Origin of the sequence: Streptomyces sp. NPDC087300, assembly GCF_044744425.1 — a bacterium.
Taxonomy (GTDB): Bacteria; Actinomycetota; Actinomycetes; order Streptomycetales; family Streptomycetaceae; genus Streptomyces.
Window position 1 is genome coordinate 1 of sequence record NZ_JBIUYI010000023.1, and the last position, 16441, is coordinate 16441.

A 16441-nucleotide genomic window follows, 5' to 3' on the forward strand; every position below is an offset into this window, starting at 1 on the left:
GACGCGGGTGATCCACACCCGGCACATGTACCGCAACTACGACGGCGGGCAGCAGACCGTCCGCTCGATGGAGTGCCGCCCCTCCGGGGTCACCCTGCTGCCGTTCCCCAACGACGCGGTGACCCTGTCGAGGCAGGCCTCCGACATTCCGGCGCCGCCGCCGGACGTGAACATCGTCGACTTCGGGGCCGTGGAGGGCGCGGACGTCTCGAACGCGGTGTCGCAGAACAACTCCAAGGCCATTCAGGACGCCATCGACTACGTCTCGGACCAGGGCGGCGGCCGCGTCCGCGTGCCCGACGGGGTGTTCATGGTCCGGTGGTCCCCGGCCGGGCCCGGCGGCCCCATGATCCGCATGAAGGACAACGCCGTTCTCGACCTGGCCCCGAGCGCGGTGATCCGCCGCAACGGCGGCGGCGCCATGTTCGGCTCGCTGCCCTCGGACGACACCACCACCGAAGGATTCGACGGTCCGAAGAACTGGACGATCCAGGGCGGCACCCTGGACTGCAACGGCGTCTACGCCCGCCAGTACGACATCATCTCGGTGTGCATCCAGGTGTCCCACACCGACGGCGGGACGGTGCAGAACACGCGGATCCTCAACCAGTTCGCGAACCACTGCGTAGATTCCGCGGGCAACCGCAACCTCACCGTCCGCAACGTCCGCTTCGAGGGCTGGGAGCCCCCGAACCTGGCGACCGAGGGCGAGTTCGAGGGCTGCGCCTACGGCTCGCACGGCTGGTGCTACCTGGAGGCCGTACAGGTCGACAAGGCGTTCCGGGAGAGCGGCGCGTCCGGCGCGTCCGACGGCACGGCGACCGACGGCCTGTTCGTGTCCGACTGCTGGGTCGGCCCCAGTGATGTGTTCGGCGCGCACGGCGTGTTCGTCGGCAGCCATGGCGGGCAGCGCTCGGGCGGGGCCGGTGTGGCGGTCGAGCCGTACCGGAACATCCAGGTCGTGAAGAACACGGTGACCGACTACCGGGGTACCGCGGTGCGCATCCACGCCTGGCACGACTCCGTGGTGCGGGGCAATACGTTCGTCTCCCGGCACGATCACCCGAAGGTGGGGCGGATCGATGAGGGCGCGAAGGCGCCGATTCTGCTCCACACGCTGCGGGAGACGAACTGGCCTAACCGGAACGTGGTGATCGAGGACAACACGTTGCAGGACACCGGCGCTCCCGACTGCGCGTACGCGGCGTTCTCCGTGGACCAGCCGTTCAGCTGGTACCAGGGTGATGGGACGGCGGTGCCGTATCCGGGCTCGACACAGAAGCACGAGGGGATCGTCTTCCAGGACAACAAGACGATCTCTCACCAGGGGTCGAACGTGTTCAACGTGACCAACGCCGAGCTGGTCGTCATCACCGGTAACCGGTGGACGGATCCGCAGATCAGCGGTGAGGCGCTGGTGTGTGACGACATGACGAACGTGTCCGACAACGGCCCGCAGCCAGCGACGGAAGGCCGGGCATGATCCAGCTCATGATCGGTGGTCCCGCGCTCGCGTTCGCCGCGCTGCTCGTCCTCGTCGTGCTCGCGGTCCTGGAGAGCGTGCGCGAGCGGCGCCGCTGAACCGTCCGCTCGTGCCTGCCAGCTGCGTCAGGCAGGCACGAGCGGACGGGAGCGGCCCCTACCGTGCCACAGCGACGACCCGCGCGGCTCATCGTGGATCGCTGCGCAGGGGCCTTTCTGGCTTCCGGGAGAACTCTTCGTAGGTCACGTCCTTGAGCAACCTCACCGCCGGGACGAGCAAGGTGTGGGCCTGGGCCTGCGCGTAGGGGTCGTTGAGCGTCAGTCGGCCGATGTGGGCGCCGGTCCATCCGTATGCCGAGTTGCCGTACTGGTGTGGCTTGATCTCATGAAGGGTGCGGATCACTTCGAGGGTCCACTCGTGACCGACGAGGGTGAGCCGGTGTTCTGGCAGTGTGCTGGTGTTGAGTGCCCACCCTGCGCAGATGGCCCATCGTGCGCGGTCCTCGTCTTGAGCGGACGGTGGGAGGTTGCGTCCGGCCATGGACCACAGGTCTGGGGCGTCGCCCTCGGCGTTCGGTATGGTCGCGGCGACCCCCATCGCCCCGTGGCTGGTGTAGGCCAAGAGGCAGTGGTCGCCGTGGTCCCAGTCGTAGAGAAAGCGGGCGATGGTCAGCCGCGCGCTACCGGTGATCATCGGCCGCCGGTCGGGCACGGGTGCTCGGGCCGCATGCGGTTGGGGCACGCGATGAGGTGCACGGCGTGGAACCTGGAGCCCTTCACTCCCCACCAGCCTCCGATGATGTCCTGACCGGCGGCCATGTTCTCGCGCGCGTAGTCGAGGAAGCCGCGCAGTGTTCCGGGATCGCGTACGTGCTCGCCGTCGAGGCGGTCGACGTGCTGCGCGAACTCCTTCTCGAACCATGCCAGGGCCGGGCCTGGCTCGTGGAAGGTGTCCCGGACGAACTTCTTGTCCTTGAGGAGCCAGTGCGCGGGTTCGAGGGGGGCAACGGGAACTTGGCGGAAGTCGAACTCGGGGCGTACGGCGGGGTCGGGGTTGGGGCCGGGGTTGTAGGGCCTGCGCTGCGCGTCACGGCCGTACTCGGCTCCGGATCCGACCCAGGTGTAAGCGTGGAAGTGGACTGCCATGCGATCCCCTCGGCGGCGGCAGGAGGAGGCGGCCCGGTCGAGGGCCGCCTCTGGGGTTGTGCAGGCTATCGGCTACTGGCGTCCGCAGCCGTCGCCATCGCCGCATCCACCGGGCGACTCGTCGTCCTGGTCGTCGTCATCGTCACCGCGACAGATGATCCATCGTTCGAGGTCGAGCATCATCCAACTCCCTTTGCATAGAGGGTTGTTGTGCTGACCGTCCCGCTGCCGGCCTTGCCGTCCCCGCACTGCGGAGCATGCGCCCGACCGCCCGAAGGCGCAAGACGCCCGCGTCAGGAATCCACGCGCACCGTCCACCGGACCCGGACCCTGCGGGCATCGTGGAAGAACGACGTGTTCTCCCTGTCGACGACGATCATCGTCCCGTCGATGTCCTCGGTGTATCCGATGATCTCCGCCTGCACGGTCGGCGCCATACGGACGTCGCGGGCGGCCGCGAGCGCGGTCAGCTCGTCGAGTGCGGCTCGGTGCGCCTTGTCCATGGGGTTGCCGCCCTCACCGTCGAGGTCGGTGTCAACGTCGCGTTCGACGGACAGGATCTCTGGCTGGCCTTCGCTCATCGCACCAGGCTAGCCGCGCGGCACCCGCCGCCTGGAGCGGCGCGGCCGGAGCCTGGAATACCCCCGTCCTGGCACGCCGTCGGGACGGGGGGCATTCTCTCAATCGGCTAGGCCTGCCCTCTTGGCCATGGCCAGGAGATCCGGACGGCTGCGCTGATGCATGACGAACAGGACCCGCAGCACCTCACGGGCCATGGGGTGGTATTCCGTCATCTGTGGCGCCACCTTGAACGCCTGCTTCAACGCGTTCTCCGACCCGTTCAAGTCGTTCGTGGCCAGCAGAGCGCGCGCTCGGTCGATGTGGCCACGTCCAACTCTCGATGGGGCCAGCCCTGACCATGGTTGGGGTCGGTCCAGGATCCGGCCGGACATCTCGGCGGCCTTGCCAGGATCGCCGAGCTCGATGTGGGCGGCCAGCTCGTACAGGGCGATGTTGCCTTCCCCGAAGGTGAGGTTGTGGAGCAGTACGTCGCCGTCGCTGTTGAGCTGCTCGGCGAACGTCTTCGCTCGCTGCAGGTGATCCGTGGTGGCTTGCTTGTCCTTGTTCCGGGATGCGAGGACGACACCGCGCAGGTGGAGAGATCCGAGGGTCACGACGTGCTCAACGCTGGTGTCCGAACCGGATGATTCGTAGCGGGTGATGGCGCGGTCGATGATGGCGAGGCCGTCGCCGTACTGTCCAGCGGACTGGAAGACACCTGCCTCGTTCCACGCGGTGGCTGCCTCTGCCGTGGGGTTCCACGTGCGTTGGCTGGCCCACTCCTGGCGGGAGACGATCATGTCCGCGAGGTCGGCTTGACCAAGGCGGTGGGCGACGGCATACGCGCAGCCGTAGAGGTCGGCGACCTGCCCCCACGCGACAGCGTCGCCGCCTGCGTCCATCGCTGTGGCGGTGGCCTGTCCCAGGAGTTTGGGCAGCACCCGCAGGAGTTCGAGGTATCGGGTGTTGGCGCGGAGCTGGGCGGCCTTCTTGAGCTGGGCGTCAAGCTCGTCGAGAGGGGGCGTGTCCTCGCGGGGCAGGGTGTGTCGGCGTACGGAGAGCCGCAGTTCGTCAAGAAGTCCGGCCTGCTCTATAGGCGTAAGGAACGGCTGTCCCCAGATTCTGCCGGTGGACACGGTCAGGGCCTTGGCGGCGGCGGCGGCGAGTGGTGGCGTGACGGCGCGTTCACCGTTCTCGATCTTCCGTAGGTATGACGTCGAGATGCCCATCTTGCTTGCGATCGCGACTTGCCCCATGCCGCGCGCTTTGCGCAGGACGGCAATGTTTTCCCCGGCCGCCGGTGTGCTATCCATACCCGCCACTCTCGCACGTCAGTCCATTGACCGGATACCAACTACCAGGTGGCTAAGACTCGTTGTGTCACTTTTGTGTTAACTGATCTTGCGCAAAAGCGCTTTGCTTGACCTATGAGCCGAACCGAGCAGGAGCGGACTCGGCGTAGGGACATCGTGGATGCGGCGAATGGCATCCGTGCGGCCCGCGCCGTCATCTACGACAACGTTCACGGCATGACGCTCGCCGAGAGCACGGATCTCGGCGGGGCGGTGCTGGAGTACGCACACGCCCGTGACTGGGCGGTCGCCGAGGTCCTCACCGACGACTGCCCCCTCGACACCCCCCGCGACGAGCGCCCGGCGTGGAGCATGGTGGCGACCCTCGTCGAGGACCCGGACGCCGCGGTCACGCTGATCGTGTGCTCGAACCTCGACCACATCGCCCCGGCCGCCGACCTCCCCGCCCTCTACAACTGGCTCGACACCCTCGTGGCACACGTTCACGTCCCCGAGTACCTGCCGGGCCTGACCGAGCGGACGGCATCGTGAACAGCACCCTTGAGGGCCTCACCGCCGAGGTGCTCCAGGCCGCCGACGCGGACATCGCGTGGGCGCGCCGTATCGAGTTCCAGGTGCCCGAGCGCGCGGACATCGACGTCCGTGTCGAACGGCTGACCCACACCATGGAGCTGATCCTCGACACGGCCGCGCCCGCCCTCGGCAGCACCGAGCGCGCCCGGACGTACGAGACCCAGCTCGACCGCGCGAGAGCGGCCCTGCGCGCCGTACGGGACCGCCCCCAGGACACCGACCACCAGGCGTGGGCCCGCGCCCGGCAGCTCGCCGAGCACGTCGCGCTGCACCTCGCGCTGCGCCGCGCCCGGCGCTCGCCGTGACCGCCCCCCGAGGTGATCGCCCTGGTCTGCGGGGCGGTGACCGCGGTCCTGTTCATCGTCTCCTCCCACAGCTCCCCTGCGGCTGCTACCCGCTGTGGCGGCCGTCAGGGGCGGTGGTCCGGCGCCTCCCACATCCCCGTGGAGGCGCCGGACCACCACAGGCCGGCAAAGCATCCGTCAGGTCAACTCCCTCATTTTGAAAGCGAGTTATGTCTCCCGAAGCACAAGCCGCCCTCGCGCTGTACTGGATCATGGGGCATGCCTGGGCGGCGTACAGGGGGCTGACGCCGTCTGTCGCCCTGGAGCGCCTGCGCAACGGGTATCTACAGAACTTCGACACCGAGCCGAGCCGCATCGTACGGGCGTCGACGGTCGTCTACTTGATGACGCTCGCGCCGTTCCTGTGGCTGCCCAACGCCATCCAGTGCGCCATGGACGGCAAGCTCTTCGACCGCTAGATCGCCCACGGCCCCCGGACCCTGGGCCGTGGAGACTCCTCGCTGTGGTTTTTTGCGCTTCCCGCAGCGAGGGGCCCCAGCGCGCCCCCTTATGAGATGCCGCCCCGTCAGGGGATGGAAGGGGGAGCGCTCCCCGCCGCCTAGGGAACGGCGGGAGCGGGGGTGGCGGCGTTGCGAACCCGTCGGTGACCGCTTGCACACCGATGGGGTGCCGCCACCCCCCGACCGGGCCACACACCCCCCGCCATCTCGAACGCATGATCTATTTAGCTCCCGCGTCTGGGCGTCGCGGGACCGCCGGGCCCTGCCCCCGTGGGGCCTGGCGGCACGCGGGCGTCCTCTCCTCCCACTGTCACGCCGCAGGAGAGGGCGCCCGCCACTGAACTACCCCCGGTCTGCCGGAAGAGGAAGGATCCTGGCAGACCGGGGGCCTTCAACTCGCCGACACGGAAAGCCACTTCAGCGCGATGACTATCTGCGATGTACGGCACGAGATCACCATGTATCCCCGGTACGCGCGCTACGTCGAGGAGATCACCCCCGACGTGATGGCCGCCGTCCTGCGGGTCACGGGCATGAGGGTGGAGAGCCCGAAGATCCGGTTCGTGAGCCGTCACGTGTTCGTCCGTGACGTCCTGGCCCACCAGCAGCGCGCTATCGCCCGCGAGATCGCCGAACTGTCCCTGCCCGACTCCTGGACCAGCGTGCTCATGGGGATCCAGGAGGAACAGGCGCACTGGATGAATGCCGGGTGGATGATGTCGGCCGGGGCGATGATCGAGGACCCCGACGGCGGCGCGGAGATCCTCTTCATGCCCGAGGTGTTCCACCACGCCGGATACCGCGACCCGGAGATCACCAAGGCCGTCGCGCACCAGCTGGTGCGCGTCGCGCAGCACCGCGCCGGGCTCGGTGCGATCACGCGCAGCTGTCACGCGGCGTTCCCCCATCGTCTTCACCGCGGCGTCCAGTTGCACGCCTTCCCGGCGTTCGCGGTCTGCGGGTACGCGGAGTGGGCGGACCGGGAGGTCACCCGCCACACGTTCGGGCACGCGATCATGCCCGGTCCCACCAATCGTGAGACGCACGCGTTCCGTGACCAGGTCGCCGCGTTCCAGTCGCGGGTGGAGAACACGAGCGATCTGTACGAACGCAGCGGGTTGTGGCTCATCGGTCAGTCGCCGATGCCGTTGCCGCCGCCGTACATGCTCGACGCGGGCGCCGGGTGGGTTTCGGCGGTCGTCGCGGTGACCGGTGGTCCCAGCCTCCTCAACTGCATGTGGAGCACGCCCGCCCTCATCCCCACGCTGGAGGAGACGATGTCGCCGTACGCGTGGGTCCAGCGGGCCCGGCAGAGCATCACGGGGTGATGCCGTGCTGTGGACAGCCCATGGTGCTCTTCCCCGACCGCCAGTCCTTCATCTGCCTGGTGTGCCGACGAGATCTGTTCATAGGGGAGTTGGCGCAGGCCAGAGCAGGTGCGCAGTTCTCCGCCGTGGTCGCCGACTTCGTGCACCGCCGGCTGGTCGGCTGGTGGCTGCTGTGGCTGGCTGCCCGTGTGGCCCGGTGGTGAAGCATGTTCGTACTTCCGCCGACGGTCGATCCGGGCCGGGGCGGATCCAAGGAAGTAGCACCCGACGAAAGGGAGTTCGCGATGTTCTATGACCCGATACAGCAGATGAACGTGGATGAGGACGGCCAGCTCGTCATCGACACCGGCGCCGTCTACCTCACGGGGTTGACGCAGGGTGGCGACGACGACGAGCCCTCGTACGATGACTGAACCTGACACCACGCTGATTGTGACCTCCCGTGGCGATGTGACCGCCGACCTGGTCGTGCGGCACCTCCGTCACGGGAGGGTCCACCGCGTCGACCCTGCCGACATCACCACCGGGGCGCTGCGCATCGAGGCGAACATCGCCTCGGGGCGCTGGACGTTCGAGCTGTCCGACGATCACCGTTCCACACGGTCGGACCGTATCCGCAGCATCTGGTGGCGCAAGCCGGGGCCGACGTCCTCGGACGAGGGCATGGCGCAGCTGGAGAACGTCTTGCGGACGCTCGACGGCGTGCTGTGGCTGCATCACCCAGACGTCAACACACGCGCGCAGTACAAGGCCGTGCAGCTCACCGACGCCGTCCGGGCGGGGTTCCGCGTCCCGCCGGTCCGTATCCCTGCGTCGGCCCGCAGCGCGAAGGACTTCGCAGCCGGTGGCCCGGTCATCGCCAAGGGGTGGGCGATCCGCGGCCCGTTCGTGGAGGCAACCACCGAATGGGAGTCGCGTGTCGAGGGCGGGCCTGCGGTGTTGCAGCGCCTGGTCGACAAGGACCACGACGTACGGCTGACGGCCGTCGAGGACCGGTTGTTCGCCGCGTCCGTGCGGCCGCCGGGCGGCTCGGTGGACTGGCGTGTCGAGCAGCAGGACGCGGCGTACGCGGCCGTGGACGTCCCGTGCGGCATCGCGCGGTCGGTCGCCAACTACATGGCGTTTCAGCGCCTGTCGTACGGCGCGTTCGACTTCGCTGTCGACCGTGAAGGCCGCTGGTGGTTCCTGGAGTGCAACCCGAACGGGCAGTTCGGGTTCGTGGAGGCGAGGACCGGCCTGCCGATCTCCGAGGAGATCGCCGCGCTACTCCGCGAAGGCCCCTAGGGTGACGTGCTCTTGGAGCAGGAGTTGTAGAAGTGCGCACCTGTTCCGAGCTGCGCGGATGGAAGGATCCGGGATGACGATGCCCGAGGACGGCCCGAGGGTCTATGGGCCGGTGACGGATCAGATGGTGTGGGCGACGATCTATCAGTTCGCACTCGACGTCGCCGAGCAGCACGGGTCGCAGGTGACGGCAGCCGCGCGGGAGGTCGGCCCGTACGGGTTCGAGCAGGCCGTCCGGTCGCATGTGTGGCTGTCGTGGAATGGCCGTACGGACGCGTCTGCCTGACGGTCCGGCGGCGGTTCTGTGGATGACCGGGCGCTGTTTCGCCTGGTGGGATCAGGTGGGCAGTTTCGTGCACAGGGTTCCTGTGCATGATCCGAAGACGGCGATGCCCTCGCACTGTTCAGGTGTGCGGGGGCATCGTTGCAGCTTGGGGCAGGTGCGCACTTCTGAATGTGTCCCACGTGGGACACATTCCCGGTCGAGGCCGGACCCCGGAAGGTGGGACACTTCGGCCCCCGGCGTGGGCAGGTTCCACGGCCGGGGGCCGAAGTGCGTCACGTGACGCAGTTTCTTACTCTCCGTCACGAACTCGGGGAATTCACCCCCGAGTTTGGTCACGCTCCGTGAAAAAGTGCGTCACGTGACGCACTTCCGGAGCAGGGTCACGCCCGGTCGACCTCGACCTTGGCTGAACGCGCCCGACGCTTCTCCAGCGACGCCCCGAGCTGCTCGTAGAGCCACTCCGCGAACTGCGGATGCGTCTCCGTCGCCACCTCGATGTCGGCCTCGGTGACGCCCCGTACGAACTTCTCCAGCTGCCGCGCGACCGGAGGAACACTGGGGCCGCCCTCGTCGACCCTGGGGCCGTACCCGAGCTGGTCACGGTGGAACGCCAGGCTGGCCGGGGTCACACCGTCCCGCGAAGCGAACGCGGCCTCCCACACCTTCACGGCAGCCTCACGGCCGTGCCCGTCCAACACGGGGTAGAGCACATCGACCTGCTTGACCGTCAGGGTGACCGGCGGGTGAGTGGCCGACCCGAGCGCATCCATGACGAGGGTGCGTTCCATGATGCGTTCCGCGGTGGACCGCGAGATGCCGTGGTTCACCTTCACGTACCGGGCGAACGAGCGGAACGGCTTACCGGCCGTGTCCGTCAGGTAGGTGTGCGCCTTCACCCCGTGGGCCCGCACGAGCCACGGGCCGATGGCGTCGGCCGATGCCCGGTAGAGCTGTTCCTCGGCGGCCTGGGCCTGGTTGCTGATGTCGCGCAGGGCCGCGTCGATGAGCGGCACCTGTTCGGCGACGGGCATCGACTCATCGGGCAGGGCCCGGCGTTCGGGCGCCGCCACCTTCTCCCGTACGACCACCGACCCGCTCTTGGGCTTCGGGTCGTTCTTGCCGTCCTCGGGAGGCTCGTTGCGCATGTGCGGCGGGGTCGGGTTGCCGGTCTGCGTCCCAGCCATCTTCGCGGAGATCGACGTAGAGGTGCCTGCCATCAGCCGCGCACCCCCGCCAGCGCGCGCTCGGCCGCTTCGAGCTGCTTGACCATGTGCGCTGCCCTCGTGAGGCCGTGCTCCATAGCCAGGTTCACGACGTCCAACTTCGCCTGCAGCTCCATGCGGTTGTTGAGGTAGTCCGTGATCAGCTTGTCGCCGTTGGCGTGGACCCGGTAGCGGCGCGGAGCGGTCCGGGCCACGGCGTACCCGTGGGCCTCACACCATCCGCGTGTGCCCTCGACATAGGCCTCTTCCTTGTTCGGCAGCCACTTGTTGATCACGACGATGTGAGGGATGCCGCGCGGCCGCAGGACCCAGTCGATGGTGATCTCCGTCGGGCTGAAGGAGTCCTTCTCGCAGAGCATCGGCACCATGGCGTCGTCGGCCTGGTCGAGGATCGCCTCAAGGAGCTGAGTGATCCGGTCATCGTTGCCGAGCGCGTTCGCGCCGTTCTCGAACTCGATCAGCTTCGGAGGAGTCCAACCCGGGGTGTCCACGAAGATGTTGCTGTAAGGCAGGTCCTTGAGGCGGTGGATGTTCTCCAGGTCGTCCGAGATGTCGATCGTGTCGAACGGCACCGACGTGAGCTGAGCCGCCCGCCAGAGGGACGTGCCCTGCGGGTCGGCGGACGCGACGGCGACTTTGGCGCTGCCGTCGGGGTTGGGGCCGAGGATCTCGGCGCAGACGGTCGCGATGGCGATCGCCAGGAATGACTTACCCACTCCGCCCTTGCGGGCGAAGAGGACATGGATGCGCGCCATGGATCTTCCTTCCGTACGCTTCACCGCACCCCTGGCAAGGGCCCGGCTACTTCGGTGGGTTGTGTGCGGGTCAGTGTGGCAGATGATCACGGGTGTTCCGTGTGTGACACGGTGTTCCGGAATGTCGCACGAGCCGGGTCAGCGGCTGGTGCTGCCCGACTGCCGTTGGTGCGGGGTGAGTTGCTGCGCGACACCCCGGCGGCGCTTCGTGTTGCACAGCAGACACGTCCCCCACCCTTCCGGCGCGACCGCGTCGACCGGGCCCACGGGATGCTTCGTGCACCCCGTGCTCACAGCGTGATTGCCGGCCGGTACGGAGAGTTGCATGGCCATCTTCGCGGCGGTGCCGAGGACGCGGCAGACGGCGGCGGCGTCGGCCGCGGTGGACCCGGTGTGGAGTTGTCGGCCCATTTCGGAGGCTTCTTCCAACTGGTGGTAGAAGGCTTCGAGTTGGTCGGCGTGGAGCGTCATGGGGTGTCCCGGTGGGGTTAGCGGGTGGCGGTGATGGCGGCGCGGGCCTGGGCGGCGCCTGTGGCGTAGTGCTCGTGGACGGCGGCGGCGGGCGCGGGGACGGTCACGGGGGGCTGTGTGGAGCCGGTGGGGCGGATCGCGGCGCGGGTCTGGGCGCCGGGTCCGGCGGCGCGCTGGGCGTCGCGCTCGGCGTCGTTGAGGGGCTCGGCGGGCGTCGGGCCGAAGCGGCGGGCGCGGGGGTCGAGGCGGGCGGCGACGCGGGCGGCCTCGCGTTCGGCCTGGAATTCGGGGTTGGCGGTGGAGGGCACCAGCGGCATGTCGCGGGTGGCGCGCTCTGCGGCTGCCTGGCGGTCCCGCTGGGCATCCTGGCGGGCCTTCTCGGCGCGCTCCTGGGCGGGTGAGGGGAGCAGGGTCCCGTCGGGGCGCCGCCAGTGGTCCAGGCGCCACGCGATGACCGAAGCGGGCTTCTTGATGGTGGAGTCGAGGTTCCAGCGGTTGCCCGCAGGGTCTTCACCGAGGGCACGCACCACGTCGTCGGCGGTCCATCCGGCGTCCCCGGCCTCGGCCAGTACCCGGATTGATGCCTGCGGTGTGAGCGGCAGGAAGTACCGGTGGGTGGCCAGCGACGGGGCGGCGAACAGGGATGCCCCTGCCGGGTACTTCTTCGCGGCCTTCGCCGCTCGCTTCTCGCCCCTGGTGATCTTCTTGCCCGCTTCTTCCGTCGACGGGCTCGGAGTCTCGTCCTCGCGCGCGCTCGCGGGGCAAAGGGAACCCGCGAGGGTCTGACCGTAGGGAAGAACCTCGCGTGGTTCCCTACGGGAACCACGCGATAGGGGCGCACTTTCATCAACCGGTGTGTGTGGACAACCCTGTTCGTGGTCCTGCCCGGCCTCGTCGGAGAACGCCACAGGGGCAGGCGTGTGGACCAATCCGATGAGTTCGCGGACCCTGCGCCCCTCGGCGTTCTTACGCGAGTGACAGGAGCGGCCGCGCCCGCCCGGCGTGGTGCACGTCAGGTACGGCTCTACGTGCGGAGGAACGGTCAGGGCGTAGAGCGGCACTTGACGGTTCACGGTCTTACGGACGAGTACCAGCGCTCCGCCCTCGATGAGTTCCTTGATGATGCGCTTGACTTGGTGGACCGTCACTTCGAATCCGGGGAACTCTACTGCGAGCAATTCGCTGGCCTTCTCGGCAATAGTCGCGTGCGATTGCATGATGGTGCCGAATTCTGTGCGGTCCTCGGCGAGGGAGTGCTGGCGGTGCGCGAGGACCTTGATGGCGTCGGCGACCGCGCGGAAGCGCTGGAGCCGGCCAGGGCGCCCTGACCGGCCGCTGTTGAACCGCGCGTACGTCGGGTACAGGTCTACGCCGTTGCGCCACTCATGGGAGTGCGCGGACAGGCGCAGCTCGGGCTTGAGCTTGGCGATGGTCTTCACGACGGAGGAGCGGGAGAACAGCAAAGCCCCGGGGACGCCGGGGGCGATCTCGGGGACAGCGGCCTGCGCGGCCTCGGCTTCCTCGCGGGCCTTCTCGCGGGCCAGGGCCTGCTCGTGGAGGTGACGTCCGCGCTCGTACTCCTCGGTGCTGACGTCGGCCCCGAGGGCCTCTTCCATGAGGCGCCGCAGGACGGCGTGGCGGCTCTCGGCGTCAGGGAGGGGGCACCGGTCCAGCGCGGTGGCGTATGCGTCGGCGAGTTCCTGCTCTTCTTTTGAGAGCATCCGGCTGCCGGAAATACGCGGGAACGCACCCTTTTTAGTGCGCGACTTCTTTCCTTCTGTCCGGTTTCGTCCCGGATCCAACGTGACGGCAGTCACCATTGCCTTTCTTTGGCGAGAGCCCAGCACTCCGTGCTAGCCTCACCACAGCGTTGTAGTTGAGGGTCTCCCGTGACCGGCCAAAGTTCGGGAGGCCCTCTTTTTTTGCCATTTTTAGTTGTTGATCAATGCGTGCGGCGCGAACCCGTTACCGCGCAGGGGCCCGCGTCGTTACCCGACATTCAGGGCCTCGCCCCGTGACCTTACACCCCCCGGAATAACTCCGGCAGGCGGTCTGTCAATTCGGCGTGGCCCCATATGGCGGGCTGTTTTCCCGCCTTCTGAAAACACGTCAAAGAATGCTGCGCTGGGCAGAGTTCCCCTGCCAATCACCATCAACGCGCGAACGCCCCGGGACGTCACGTAACCAATCCGTGCCGTATGCATCGCCACAGGCCAGACCAGGTGCGCACTTTTACCCACACGCCAATACGCGGGAATAAACAGTGAATTAGCGCCAGTACAAACCGCTTCATGACAGTTCGTCACAGTTTCGACCGGTGCATCCGCCACCGGCCCCGCCGCCTCCAGGAACTCCTCGACGGTGTCCGGCAGCACCGCCGCCTCGTCGGCGACCAGCTCGACCTCGACGACGGACGGTTCGGCGAACACGTACCGCGCGAGCAGCTCGTCCACGGCCACCGGATCCGCCGCCGCCCACACGTCCACCGGCGCCTCGCACGCGATCGTGTCGGCGACCGCCTCGGCCTGCTCCCACAGCGGCCGCCGCACATCCACCACACCCGCCACCACGGGCGCCTCGTGCAGCGCGCCCACCAGGTGCCGCAGCACCTCCGCGCGGAACTCCCGCGCCCGCACCCGCAGCGTCGTCGGGTCCTCGAACTCCAGAAGATCGGAGAGCACCACGAGCAGCGAGCGCCTCCACCGCCCGAACTCCCGCGCCCCCACCGTCGCCTGCGCCTCGATCGCGGCGACCACCCGGGGCGCGGCCACCAGGAACCGAGCGACCGCCCGCCGGGGCCCCCACACCTCCAACCGCCGTAGATCCCGCTCCGCAGGCCGCGCCCACCAGTCCCAGAACGCCCGCACAGGCGTCTGCCACTCGACCCCGTACAGGCGGGCCACCTCGAGAACGGCCGCACGGTGTTCCAGTGCGCGCGGCTTCGAGGTGGCCGGGAAGTACAGGTGCGCCTCGATCCCGCCGGGGGACGTCGCGCCGCCCCGCTCGATCTCCACGTAACGACGGGCCATCAGAACTCCTCCATGTGCTTCTCGTTCAGGTGCGCCACAGCGGCGGCCGCCGCGGCGTGGGGTTCGTCACTCAGGCCGGCCTTACCGCACTCGCTGGTGCCGGGGCCGTGGGGGACGGGGGTTGCGCACCACCAGGCCCACCCGCCGCTGTCGTCGTGGCGGACGCGGAAGGCGGGCGGGGTCGGCGCGGGGAGGGCGAAGCGCCGCTCTACCGGGGCGCGGGCGACGGCGGCCGCCAACATGGCGGCCGCCGCGTGCGCGAACGTCACGCTGCCCCGGGCATCGTCTGCCCGATGTCCGCGAGTTCGTCGAGGAGCGACTGGGGTGCTCCGTGCGCGTGGGCTTCACGCCACAGGCCGCGTACCTCCTCGGCGTCCTGTGCGGTGGCCGCCGCGCCCCGCAAGGCGTCGAGGTCGATGACGGGGGACTCGACGATGTCGGCGTCCACGACCTCGTACTCGGCGCTCTGCGCCGCCATCTCGGGGATGGTGGTCACGTTGCCGAACGCGTCGACCTCCGCGCCGAGCTCCTCGGGGGTGTACCGCACGCCGTACAGCGCGTCCTCGCACGCGTCGCGCGCGACTTCGGTGATCGCGCGGGCCTTGAGCAGCGCGGCCGTGTACTTCTCCCACGGCAGTGGCTTGCCGTTTTTGTCGCGGGCGCGCGGGCGGCCGTCGACGATCGTGCACAGCCCCGCCCTGCGGCCCCGCTCCGGGGTCCACAGCGCGGTGAACGTGAAGTCGGGGTCGTCGGCGCGCACGATCTGCGCGTGCCCGCTCTGGTCATCACCCCAGACCCGCAGATTGTGCCCGGCATTGCGCACCAGGGCGGAGATCAGCGCGGCCGACGCCGACGGCTTCCCGTCGATGACGTGAATGCCGGTGATCGCCGCCATCGGGTGCAGGCCGAGGAGTTCGGCGTACTCCATCGCGTACAGCAGGTTGCCGGGCTGGCGCCGGTACTGCGAGGGCAGCAGGTGCGCCTCGGCGAGCGTGCGGGCGTAGTGCACTTTGTCCGCCATCGACGTCACGGACGCCATCGGCTGCGGCCGCAGCACGGGCACGGGCACGGGCGCCGTCGGGCTACCCTGGACGCTTGCCGGGGCTTCCTGCTCTTCGGTCGACGGTGACTTAGCGGTAGCCGTCACAGTCCCTCCAAGGGGATGGTCGAAGACGCGCGTGGGCGCCTTCGGTGAGTGGGCCCCGGGGCGTCCTCCAACTTTGGCGAGATGCTGGACGCTTCGGGGTTTTTGACGTCTCCAAGTCTATCAGGGCTGGGGTGTTTCCGCAGGTGGGACCGCCGATTCATCCATGTGACGTCCCTCATTCCGCGCGAACTTCACCAGGGTGTCCCGGTACCAGAACGGCCAGTGACCATCCTTGCCGTCCCCGCCCTTGGTGATCCGCCCCGCAAAGCTCCACTGCTTCACGAGCGTCTGCTCGACACCGAACATCGCCGCCACGTGGTTGGCGTAGTACCGAGCACGCCGACCCCTGGCCGGGATCACCGGAGCGTCCGGCAGCGTACGGCGGTGACCGCCCGCAACGCCCCGCGTCGCGGACTTGCGCACGTACGCGTCCACCGCGGACTTCCTGAACCGCGCGGGACGCTCACCGGGGTTCACCTGATCCCCCCAGTCGCCGCGCGCGACGATGTTCGTCGCCGCGCCGCGCGTGATCCCGATCCGCTTCGCCGCCTCGCTTACGGTCTCGGTCGATGTGTCTCGGCCGCCGGATGGCATGAGGACTCCCCGCATAGCTGTGTGTGACGCCTCACAGTCTATGCGGAGGTCCAGCAGGCTAGCTGTCGACATCACGCCGGGGCGAACTCCAGGTCCATGCACGCGCACCCCACGGCCGCGCACGGGATCCGCCCGTCATCGGTGATCCGGTCGTCATGGTTAATCCCGGAGCAGCCGCACCGGCAGCGGTGCGCGAGCGTCACCCCTGCCGCGCCCGCGCGCCGCTCGGCCTCGGCCGTGCGGCTCTCGCGCTGCTCGTCGAGGACGGCCTCGGCGAGAGCGGCCCGCAGGCCCGCAGGGTCCATGTGTCCCTCAAGGCCGGTCACGTCCAGGGTGGCGAGCGCCGCACTCAGGCGTTCGTCCCGCGCGGCCAGCTCGACGAGCTCGGCGAGCGCGAGGGCCTGGCGGTTGAGGTCGTGGGCGTCGGTCGTGTTGCTCATGGTC

The 16441-nt window shown here is 68.7% G+C and carries 22 protein-coding genes; 9 read left to right on the forward strand and 13 right to left on the reverse strand.

What is annotated here, in order from left to right:
* A partial coding sequence (locus ACIO9J_RS42840) for a hypothetical protein (RefSeq protein WP_402011182.1) occupies positions 1-1483 on the forward strand: 1483 nt, incomplete at its 5' end.
* A gap of 186 nt (positions 1484-1669) precedes the next feature.
* Here ACIO9J_RS42840 and ACIO9J_RS42845 read toward each other — a convergent pair.
* The 4 genes from ACIO9J_RS42845 to ACIO9J_RS42860 form a co-directional block, all read right to left on the reverse strand.
* On the reverse strand, positions 1670-2176 hold the full coding sequence (locus tag ACIO9J_RS42845; protein ID WP_402011185.1) for a hypothetical protein: 507 nt from the start codon (positions 2174-2176) through the stop codon (positions 1670-1672).
* Complete coding sequence (locus tag ACIO9J_RS42850; protein ID WP_402011188.1) at positions 2173-2628, reverse strand: hypothetical protein; 456 nt, start codon at positions 2626-2628, stop codon at positions 2173-2175. The genes ACIO9J_RS42845 and ACIO9J_RS42850 overlap by 4 nt, the downstream gene beginning before the upstream one ends.
* Positions 2629-2921: 293 nt before the next feature.
* Positions 2922-3209 (reverse strand): hypothetical protein, encoded by a 288-nt coding sequence (locus tag ACIO9J_RS42855; protein ID WP_402011190.1) that lies wholly within the window; start codon positions 3207-3209, stop codon positions 2922-2924.
* Between the two features lie 99 nt (positions 3210-3308).
* Positions 3309-4502: a helix-turn-helix domain-containing protein gene (locus ACIO9J_RS42860; RefSeq protein WP_402011193.1), complete on the reverse strand. Its 1194-nt coding sequence runs from the start codon at positions 4500-4502 to the stop codon at positions 3309-3311.
* A 114-nt stretch (positions 4503-4616) separates the two neighbouring features.
* On the opposite strand from ACIO9J_RS42860, the gene ACIO9J_RS42865 reads away from it, so the two are divergent.
* The 8 genes from ACIO9J_RS42865 to ACIO9J_RS42900 all read left to right on the forward strand — a co-directional run bounded on the left by ACIO9J_RS42865 (position 4617) and on the right by ACIO9J_RS42900 (position 8778).
* Positions 4617-5033: a hypothetical protein gene (locus ACIO9J_RS42865; RefSeq protein ID WP_402011196.1), complete on the forward strand. Its 417-nt coding sequence runs from the start codon at positions 4617-4619 to the stop codon at positions 5031-5033.
* Positions 5030-5380, forward strand: a complete 351-nt coding sequence (locus tag ACIO9J_RS42870) for a hypothetical protein (protein WP_402011199.1) — start codon at positions 5030-5032, stop codon at positions 5378-5380. Before ACIO9J_RS42865 ends, ACIO9J_RS42870 begins: the two co-directional genes overlap by 4 nt.
* A gap of 209 nt (positions 5381-5589) precedes the next feature.
* On the forward strand, positions 5590-5838 hold the full coding sequence (locus ACIO9J_RS42875) for a hypothetical protein (protein ID WP_402011202.1): 249 nt from the start codon (positions 5590-5592) through the stop codon (positions 5836-5838).
* A 467-nt stretch (positions 5839-6305) separates the two neighbouring features.
* A complete protein-coding gene (locus tag ACIO9J_RS42880) occupies positions 6306-7208 on the forward strand; it encodes a hypothetical protein (RefSeq protein ID WP_402011205.1) in 903 nt (300 codons plus the stop codon).
* 20 nt (positions 7209-7228) lie between these two features.
* Positions 7229-7411 (forward strand): hypothetical protein, encoded by a 183-nt coding sequence (locus tag ACIO9J_RS42885; RefSeq protein ID WP_402011208.1) that lies wholly within the window; start codon positions 7229-7231, stop codon positions 7409-7411.
* A gap of 3 nt (positions 7412-7414) precedes the next feature.
* The gene (locus ACIO9J_RS42890; protein WP_402011210.1) at positions 7415-7621 is read left to right on the forward strand and encodes a hypothetical protein; all 207 of its coding nucleotides are present in this window, start codon (positions 7415-7417) and stop codon (positions 7619-7621) included.
* Positions 7614-8492, forward strand: coding sequence for a hypothetical protein (locus ACIO9J_RS42895; RefSeq protein ID WP_402011213.1), 879 nt, complete (start codon positions 7614-7616; stop codon positions 8490-8492). Before ACIO9J_RS42890 ends, ACIO9J_RS42895 begins: the two co-directional genes overlap by 8 nt.
* A gap of 73 nt (positions 8493-8565) precedes the next feature.
* Positions 8566-8778 (forward strand): hypothetical protein, encoded by a 213-nt coding sequence (locus ACIO9J_RS42900; protein ID WP_402011216.1) that lies wholly within the window; start codon positions 8566-8568, stop codon positions 8776-8778.
* Positions 8779-9158: 380 nt separating this feature from the next.
* Here the strand turns inward: ACIO9J_RS42900 and ACIO9J_RS42905 are convergent, their stop codons facing one another.
* From ACIO9J_RS42905 to ACIO9J_RS42945, 9 genes are all read right to left on the reverse strand, one after another.
* On the reverse strand, positions 9159-9995 hold the full coding sequence (locus ACIO9J_RS42905; RefSeq protein WP_402011219.1) for a hypothetical protein: 837 nt from the start codon (positions 9993-9995) through the stop codon (positions 9159-9161).
* Positions 9995-10756 (reverse strand): hypothetical protein, encoded by a 762-nt coding sequence (locus ACIO9J_RS42910; protein ID WP_402011222.1) that lies wholly within the window; start codon positions 10754-10756, stop codon positions 9995-9997. The genes ACIO9J_RS42905 and ACIO9J_RS42910 overlap by 1 nt, the downstream gene beginning before the upstream one ends.
* A 138-nt stretch (positions 10757-10894) precedes the next feature.
* Positions 10895-11227, reverse strand: a complete 333-nt coding sequence (locus ACIO9J_RS42915; protein ID WP_402011225.1) for a hypothetical protein — start codon at positions 11225-11227, stop codon at positions 10895-10897.
* A gap of 17 nt (positions 11228-11244) precedes the next feature.
* On the reverse strand, positions 11245-12948 hold the full coding sequence (locus ACIO9J_RS42920; RefSeq protein WP_402011228.1) for a hypothetical protein: 1704 nt from the start codon (positions 12946-12948) through the stop codon (positions 11245-11247).
* A gap of 267 nt (positions 12949-13215) precedes the next feature.
* Positions 13216-14256, reverse strand: a complete 1041-nt coding sequence (locus tag ACIO9J_RS42925) for a hypothetical protein (RefSeq protein WP_402011231.1) — start codon at positions 14254-14256, stop codon at positions 13216-13218.
* Positions 14256-14525 carry a hypothetical protein gene (locus ACIO9J_RS42930; RefSeq protein ID WP_402011234.1) on the reverse strand — a complete coding sequence of 90 codons (270 nt, stop codon included), beginning with the start codon at positions 14523-14525 and terminating at the stop codon, positions 14256-14258. Before ACIO9J_RS42930 ends, ACIO9J_RS42925 begins: the two co-directional genes overlap by 1 nt.
* Complete coding sequence (locus ACIO9J_RS42935) at positions 14522-15325, reverse strand: hypothetical protein (RefSeq protein ID WP_402011237.1); 804 nt, start codon at positions 15323-15325, stop codon at positions 14522-14524. Before ACIO9J_RS42935 ends, ACIO9J_RS42930 begins: the two co-directional genes overlap by 4 nt.
* Positions 15326-15523: 198 nt before the next feature.
* A complete protein-coding gene (locus ACIO9J_RS42940) occupies positions 15524-15997 on the reverse strand; it encodes a hypothetical protein (RefSeq protein WP_402011239.1) in 474 nt (157 codons plus the stop codon).
* Between the two features lie 71 nt (positions 15998-16068).
* Entirely contained in the window at positions 16069-16437 is a 369-nt protein-coding gene (locus ACIO9J_RS42945) for a hypothetical protein (protein WP_402011241.1), read from the reverse strand.
* Positions 16438-16441: the final 4 nt, after the last annotated feature.